Annotated in this window: 9 protein-coding genes; 3 read left to right on the top strand and 6 right to left on the bottom strand. The window is 72.9% G+C overall.

Translation table 11 applies throughout. From position 1 onward, the window contains the following. On the top strand, positions 1 to 170 hold a 170-nt coding region (locus tag ABD223_RS42690), incomplete at its 5' end, for a winged helix-turn-helix domain-containing protein (RefSeq protein ID WP_344043957.1). Positions 171 to 231: 61 nt separating this feature from the next. On the opposite strand, the gene ABD223_RS42685 is transcribed toward ABD223_RS42690, so the two are convergent. Further along, positions 232 to 2,502 carry a catalase gene (locus ABD223_RS42685; protein ID WP_344043955.1) on the bottom strand — a complete coding sequence of 757 codons (2,271 nt, stop codon included), beginning with the start codon at positions 2,500 to 2,502 and terminating at the stop codon, positions 232 to 234. A 126-nt stretch (positions 2,503 to 2,628) separates the two neighbouring features. Between ABD223_RS42685 and ABD223_RS42680 the strand changes: the two genes are divergently transcribed. Beyond that, complete coding sequence (locus tag ABD223_RS42680; RefSeq protein ID WP_344043953.1) at positions 2,629 to 3,048, top strand: helix-turn-helix transcriptional regulator; 420 nt, start codon at positions 2,629 to 2,631, stop codon at positions 3,046 to 3,048. A 10-nt stretch (positions 3,049 to 3,058) separates the two neighbouring features. Next, positions 3,059 to 3,475 carry a VOC family protein gene (locus ABD223_RS42675; RefSeq protein ID WP_344043951.1) on the top strand — a complete coding sequence of 139 codons (417 nt, stop codon included), beginning with the start codon at positions 3,059 to 3,061 and terminating at the stop codon, positions 3,473 to 3,475. Positions 3,476 to 3,581: 106 nt separating this feature from the next. Here the strand turns inward: ABD223_RS42675 and ABD223_RS42670 are convergent, their stop codons facing one another. From ABD223_RS42670 to ABD223_RS42650, 5 genes are all read right to left on the bottom strand, one after another. Beyond that, positions 3,582 to 4,616, bottom strand: a complete 1,035-nt coding sequence (locus ABD223_RS42670) for a cobalamin B12-binding domain-containing protein (protein ID WP_344043948.1) — start codon at positions 4,614 to 4,616, stop codon at positions 3,582 to 3,584. A gap of 165 nt (positions 4,617 to 4,781) precedes the next feature. Further along, positions 4,782 to 5,174, bottom strand: a complete 393-nt coding sequence (locus tag ABD223_RS42665) for a GNAT family N-acetyltransferase (protein WP_344043945.1) — start codon at positions 5,172 to 5,174, stop codon at positions 4,782 to 4,784. A gap of 48 nt (positions 5,175 to 5,222) precedes the next feature. After that, positions 5,223 to 5,639 carry an STAS domain-containing protein gene (locus ABD223_RS42660; protein ID WP_344043943.1) on the bottom strand — a complete coding sequence of 139 codons (417 nt, stop codon included), beginning with the start codon at positions 5,637 to 5,639 and terminating at the stop codon, positions 5,223 to 5,225. Positions 5,640 to 5,878: 239 nt separating this feature from the next. After that, complete coding sequence (locus tag ABD223_RS42655; protein WP_344043941.1) at positions 5,879 to 6,379, bottom strand: SRPBCC family protein; 501 nt, start codon at positions 6,377 to 6,379, stop codon at positions 5,879 to 5,881. After that, on the bottom strand, positions 6,376 to 6,729 hold the full coding sequence (locus ABD223_RS42650) for a metalloregulator ArsR/SmtB family transcription factor (protein WP_344043939.1): 354 nt from the start codon (positions 6,727 to 6,729) through the stop codon (positions 6,376 to 6,378). The genes ABD223_RS42655 and ABD223_RS42650 overlap by 4 nt, the downstream gene beginning before the upstream one ends. Positions 6,730 to 6,774: the final 45 nt, after the last annotated feature.

Below are 6,774 nucleotides of genomic sequence, written 5' to 3'. Positions count from 1 at the left end.
AGCTGCTCCAGCGCGTGTGGGGCTACGACTACTTCGGCGACACCCGCCTGCTCGACGTCCACATCCGCCGCCTGCGCCGCAAGGTCGAACCCGACCCCGACGACCCCACCCTGATCGTCACCGTGCGCGGCACGGGCTACCGGCTGGACTGCCCACCGCCCCACGGCTGAGGTCCCGGCACGGGTCCGCCCCCGCCGGCGGGCCGGCGGGGGCGGACCGGGACGTCGTGCGTCAGCCGACCGAGACGGGGAACCGCTCCCACACCCGGTGGGCGCCCATCAGCTCGGAGACCTCCGCGAACACCGCGGCCGGGTCCTCGCCGACCACCACGCCCGGCTCGCCCGGCGTGCAGCCGGCCTCCACCAGCGCGGTCCGGCCGGTGCCCCAAGCGCCGATCACCTTGGCGTGCCGGTACACCTCCTGCACCAGGAGCACCACGCGCGGGTCGACGGTGCTCGCGGGCGCGCCCGCCTTCGCGTCGCGGCTGGGCAGCGCGTCGGGCGCGGGCGCCGGCGCGGCGGCCAGCAGGACCACGTCGAACTCCACCGAGCGCGCGGTGAGGAACGTCCGCTGGGCCACCAGGCCCTCCTCCAGCTGACCGCCGCGGGCGGCGATGACCAGCGGGGTCATGTTCGCCGCGGTGATCGTCTGCCGCAGCGTGTGCAGGCCGTCGAGGCTGTCCGGGTTGTCGGCGTCCACCACGATGCCGACCATCCGGCCGTCACCCGGCCAGACCTGGCCGACCTGCGACAGCGCCGGGCTGGTCGTCACCTCGACCGGGGCCTCGGTGGGCTCCGGCACGGGCAGGCCCAGGCCCTCGGCCACGCGGGCGCACAGGTCGGCGTCCACGTTCGCCAGCACCCGCAGCTGCCGCTCCTTGATCGCCTGCTCGTAGCACTTGCCCAGCTCGAAGGTGAACGCGCGCACGACGTGCTCGCGCTCCACCGGGCTCAGGCTCCGGTAGAACATGCGCGGCTGGCTGAAGTGGTCCGCGAACGAGGCGGGCGACCGGCGCTCCTTCACCGACGCCGCGACCGGCGCGGCGACCTCCGTGAACGCGCCCGCGTCCATGCCCGCGAAGAACGGGCAGCCGCCGTCGAGCGAGTTCGGCTTGTACGGCGCCACGCCGCTGTGCACGGCGTGCTGGTGGAAGCCGTCGCGCAGCATGTCGTTGACCGGCGCGTGCGGGCGGTTGATCGGGATCTGGTTGAAGTTCGGCCCGCCCAGCCGGCTGAGCTGCGTGTCGATGTAGGAGAACAGGCGCGCCTGCAACAGCGGGTCGTCGGTGACGTCGATGCCCGGCGGCAGGTGCCCGACGTGGAACGCGACCTGCTCGGTCTCGGCGAAGTAGTTGGTGGTGTTGCGGTTGAGCGTGAGCATGCCGATCGGCTGCACCGGGGCCAACTCCTCGGGCACGATCTTCGTGGGGTCGAGCAGGTCGATGCCCTCGAAGGTCTGCTCCGGGGTGTCCGGGAACACCTGGATGCCCAGCTCCCACTGCGGGAACGCGCCGGCCTCGATGGCGTCGAACAGGTCGCGCCGGTGGAAGTCCGGGTCGACGCCCGCGATCATCTGCGCCTCCTCCCACAGCAGGGAGTGCACGCCGAGCTTGGGCTTCCAGTGGAACTTCGCCAGCGACGTCCCGCCCTCGGCGTTGACCAGCCGGAAGGTGTGGACGCCGAAGCCCTCCATCATCCGGTACGAGCGCGGCACGCCCCGGTCGGACATGTGCCACATCACGTGGTGGGTGGCCTCGGTGTGCAGGGACACGAAGTCCCAGAACGTGTCGTGCGCGCTCTGCGCCTGCGGGATCTCGCGGTCCGGGTGCGGCTTGGCGGCGTGGATGACGTCGGGGAACTTGATGCCGTCCTGGATGAAGAACACCGGGATGTTGTTCGCCACCAGGTCGAAGGTGCCCTCCGACGTGTAGAACTTCGTGGCGAACCCGCGGGTGTCGCGCACCGTGTCCGCCGAGCCGCGCGAACCGACGACGGTCGAGAACCTGGTGAACACCGGCGTGCTGACGCCCTGCTTCAGGAACTCGGACTTGCAGACCTGCTCGGCGTTGCCGTACCCGACGAACACGCCGTGCACACCCGCGCCGCGCGCGTGCACCACGCGCTCCGGGATGCGCTCGTGGTCGAAGTGGGTGATCTTCTCCCGCAGGTGGTGGTCCTGGAGCAGCGTCGGTCCGCGCTCACCCGCCTTGAGCGAGTGGTCGGTGTCGTGCAGGCGCAGCCCCGCGGACGTGGTCAGGTGGGCGCCCTGCTGCTCGCGGACCTCGTGCCCGGCGCCGGTTTCCGCGCCGGTGGCGGTCCGCGTCCGCGGCGACGCCTGGTCGGACTTGCGGGGCAACGGGTCCTGCGGCTCCGTCGGTTCTTCGAGTTGCGGCGGCTTGCTGCCCGGCGCGCCGGGCGCCGGCGGGGTGACCAGGTCGGCGACCTTCTCCACCGCCTTGTCCAACGCTTCCTTCACTACCTTGGCGGGCTTGCTCGCGTCCACGTACTCCTCCTAGTCGGCAGTCACCCGCCGACTACCCGAAGAAAGAGGATCTACACCCGGTCGGGTGAGCCGGGCACTCCCGGCGACGAAGGACGGCATCACCCGGCCCTGTGGGAAAGTGGTCGCGTGAACCTGGAAGACCTGGTCCGGCTGCGCCGGGCCCGCGACAAGGTGGACCGCGACTACGCCGAGCCGCTCGACGTGCCGGCGCTGGCCCGCGCGGCCCTCATGTCGCCGGGTCACTTCTCCCGCAGCTTCCGCGCCGCCTTCGGGGAAACGCCGTACAGCTACCTGATGACGCGCCGGATCGAGCGGGCCAAGGCGCTGCTGCGGCGGGGCGACCTGTCGGTGACGGAGGTCTGCTTCGAGGTCGGCTGCACCTCGCTGGGGTCGTTCAGCTCGCGGTTCACCGAGCTGGTCGGCGAGAGCCCCAGCGCGTACCGGGCCCGCGACCACCACGACGGCGCCGCGATCCCGGCGTGCGTGGCGAAGATCCTGACGCGACCGGTCAGGAACGGAGAAGCCAAGCCCACCGCCCGCACGTAGCGTGACTCCCATGGACATCACGCTCTCCCAGTGCTTCATCGCCGTGGACGACCACGACGAGGCGCTCGCCTTCTACCGGGACGTGCTCGGCATGGAGGTCCGCAACGACGTCGCGTTCGAGGGGATGCGCTGGGTCACGGTCGGCTCGCCGGCGCAGCCCGACGTGAACATCGTGCTCGAACCGCCCCTGGCGGACCCGAACGCCTCGGCCGCCGACAAGGAGGTCATGGCCCAGCTGCTGGCCAAGGGCCTGCTGCGCGGCGTCATCTTCACCACCGACGACTGCGACGCCACCTTCGAGCGCATCCGCGCCGCGGGCGGCGAGGTGCTCCAGGAGCCGACCGACCAGCCCTACGGCGTCCGCGACTGCGCCTTCCGCGACCCCTCCGGCAACATGCTGCGCTTCAACCAGGCCGGCCAGGGGTGAGTGGCCACCGGGCACGGTAAGCCATCGGACAGGGTGAGCCACCGGACGAGGTGAGCCGCCGGGCAAGGTGAGCCACCGGGCAAGGGGTGAGCCGCCGCCCGGCGGGCTACCGCGTCGCCAGGACCTGGCGGCCGCAGTCCAGGTGCCGGAGGACCCCGGGAGGGTCGGCCCGCAGCGCCCGCGCCAGGACCTCGATCACCACCCGGGTGCCGGCGGGCGGCAGCCGTCGCGCGGCGGGCGCGGCGGCGGTCCACGAGACGAACCCGCCGAACAGCTCGGGGTCGTCCACGTAGACCGACGCGCCGAGGAAGTCGACGAGTTCGCCCACCTCCTCCCGGACCTCGTCCGGCTGCCGCTCGTCGTCGCGCGCCGGCGGGAACCGCTCGTCCAACGCGGCCACGGCCGCGTCGACCAGCTCCGCGCGACGGGTGAGCAGCGCGGTGTACGCCGGTGCGACGGGTCTGGGCGGCGCGGGCCGGGCGGCGCGCCGCCAGCCGGGCCGGTCGAGCAGGTCGGCGGCCGCGGCGGCGTCGGGCGCCCAGGTGTCCACGCCGAGCGCCCGCGCCCACCGGCCGTCCTCGCCGAAACCCCGGCCGCCGACCAGCACCGGGGTGCCGGTGTCGCGGCAGGCGGCGACCGCCTGGTCGGCGCGCGGCAGGTCGCGGGCCAGCGTGCAACTGAGCGCCACGGCGTCCGGCACCTTCTCGCGCAGGTAGGGCACGAGGTGGGCGATCGGCACGCCGGCGCCCAGGAAGGTGACCTGCCAGCCCCGGCCGCGCAGCACCTCGGCCACGATGCGCGGCGGCACGGCGTGCCGCTCGCCCTCCAGGCAGGCCACCACCACGTGGCCCCTGGTCGTCGCCGTCGTGACGCGGGCGCCCAAGGCGGCGATGACGTGCTCGACCACGGCGGTGGCCGCGTGCTCCTGCGCGACGCCCCACCGGTCGGCCTGCCACAGCCTGCCGATCTCGGCCTGCGCCGCCGCCACCACCTCCAGCAGCACGCCCTCGGCGGGCACACCCGCGTCGAGCAGGCCCAACACCTGGTCGAGCGCCGCGTGCTCGTCCGCCTCGGCCAACGCGGTCATCAGCTCCGCGCGGCCCGCCGCCAGCACGTCCGTCATCCGCACCGTGTCCGTCACGCCACCACCACCTCCCGCGGTGCGATCCCGTCATTCCCTCCGAGAACGAGCCACTCGTCGTCGCAAGTCATTAACCGGAGTATCGCACGAACACATTTAGCGCATTGTTGTAGAACACTCCGGAAAAAGATGTTTGGGATTCCGAATCGGGGGTAAGCAGGTCGTTCAGAGGGCGATCAGCCCAGCGTTGGTGGGCTGGAACCCGCAGGCGTCGAAGTAGAACGGCTTCAGCTCGTCGTCGAAGTCGACGTGCAGCCACTCGCACCCGGCGGCGCGGGCGCCCTCGACGGCGCGGGCCACCAGCTCCCGCCCGACGCCCCGGCGGCGCACCGGCCCGGCGACCAGGGTGTCCAGCACGAACGCGTGGATCGCGCCGTCCCAGGCGACGTTGACGAAGCCGACCAGGTCGGCGCCGCCTCGCGCGCACACCCAGCCCAGGCTGTGCCGGTTGACCTGGCCCCACCAGTCGTCGTCGAGCACGCGGTGCGCGAAGCCCTCCGCATGCAGCGCGTTGACCTCGGCGTTGTCGAACCGGCCGCGCCAGTCGTAGGTGATCATGCGGGCACCTTAGGGCGCACCGGGACCCGCGCGCCGGTGGTCCCGCGCTCACCACCTCAGCGCGAGGCGCCCCCGGTCGGCGGCGTCCGAGCGCAGGGCCTCCGAGAGCGTGGCGCAGAGCCGCAGGTCGTGGACGAGGCCGGTGACCTCGAACGGCCTGAGCACGTGCCGGTGCCGGGCGACCACGCGCAGCGGGACACCTGCCGCCCGCGCCGCCAGCTGGTCGCTCCGCAACTGGTTGAGACCCGCCGCCGACAGGAAGGCGACGTCGCTCAGGTCGACCACGACCGGGGCGGGCGGGGTGGCCAGGGCAAGTGCCACCGCCGTGCCCCTGGCGAGTTCACCGACGGTCGAGGAGTCGACCTCGCCGGCGACGCGCACCACGATCGCGTACCCGTGCACCTCGCGCTCGACGCGGAGCCCCCGGGTGAACCGCTGTTCGCGGGCGGAACGTTCTGCTACCACGGCCTCGGCCTCCTCATGGGTGAAGAAGGCAGTGGCTGCCGGTTTGAACCTCCTGCGTGCCCCGAACCGTACTCCGGGGAACGCGATCCCGCAGCTCCTGGACCCGGCGGTTGCCGGAGGACCGGCCGCGCAGTTCGATGGGGACGGGCGGGGTGTGCACGGCCTGGCTCGCCCGGTGGTCCCGCCGGTTAAAAAGCAGCCGGCGGGACCATCAGGGGCGCCCGGGTCCCGTCGCCCGCCTACTCCCCCTCGCGCAGCCCCTCGAAGTAGCCCTTCATCGACGGGTAGTAGTCGTCGAACACCGGCCGCGCCGCGCCCTCGCGCGAGGCGATCAGCATGTCCAGGTAGAACTCCCAGCCCGGACCGACCTCGCCGATGCCCTCCTCCGTGTCCAGGTGGTGCACCAGGCGCAGCTCGGTGTTGCCGTCCACCTCGGCCAGCAGCACCTCCAGCCGCCACACGCCCGCTTCGTCCTGGGTGGACACCGCCAGCCGACGGGGCGGGTCGCAGGCGTCGACCCGGACCTCCATCCACGGGCCCTGCTCCTCGAAGACCATCCGCACCTTGACCGTGCGGCCGGGCGCGCCGTCGCCCTCCCAGGGGCCGAACCACCGGGCGGTGCGCTCCGGCTCGGTCAGGCTCGCCCACACGTCGTCGGCCAGCGCCCGGAAGGTGCGGGTGAGCACCAGGTCGCTGCCGGTGGCGGTGCGGAACAGGCGGGCGGTGGGGATGCGGGTCATGCCGTGTTCTCCTCGGGTCGGTCGGTGCGGCGTTCCCGCCGGGTGCGGTGGACCTCGGTCTCCAGGGCGTCGAGTCGGTGCTCCCACCCCGTGGGGCGGTCGAAGCCGGTGAGCCAGCGGGTCAGCGGGGTCAGGCGGGAGGCGTCCAGCTCGTAGAACCGCTGCCGGCCCACGAGCTCGTCGCGCACCAGGCCGCTGCCCCGCAGCACGCGCAGGTGCCTGCTGACCGCGGGGCGGCTGATCGAGAACCGCTCGGCGATCTGCCCGGCGGACAGCGGCCCCTCGTCGCGCAACATCTCCAGGACCTGTCGCCGCACCGGATCGGCGATCGCTCCCGCCACGTCGTCCACGCCCGGAAGCGTAACCAGTGGGTTACGCGTTCGGCAACAGCACCC

This window comes from Saccharothrix xinjiangensis (genome assembly GCF_039527585.1).
GTDB lineage: Bacteria > Actinomycetota > Actinomycetes > Mycobacteriales > Pseudonocardiaceae > Actinosynnema > Actinosynnema xinjiangensis.
Note: the sequence above shows the minus strand (reverse complement) of the source record. Positions and strands in the feature narration are given on the sequence as shown.

Coding starts and splice junctions, on each gene's coding strand:
- ABD223_RS42675 (WP_344043951.1), top strand. CDS start 3,059: ATGGACATCACGCTCTCCCAGTGCTTCATCGCCGTGGACGACCACGAC.
- ABD223_RS42665 (WP_344043945.1), bottom strand. CDS start 5,174: ATGATCACCTACGACTGGCGCGGCCGGTTCGACAACGCCGAGGTCAAC.
- ABD223_RS42655 (WP_344043941.1), bottom strand. CDS start 6,379: ATGACCCGCATCCCCACCGCCCGCCTGTTCCGCACCGCCACCGGCAGC.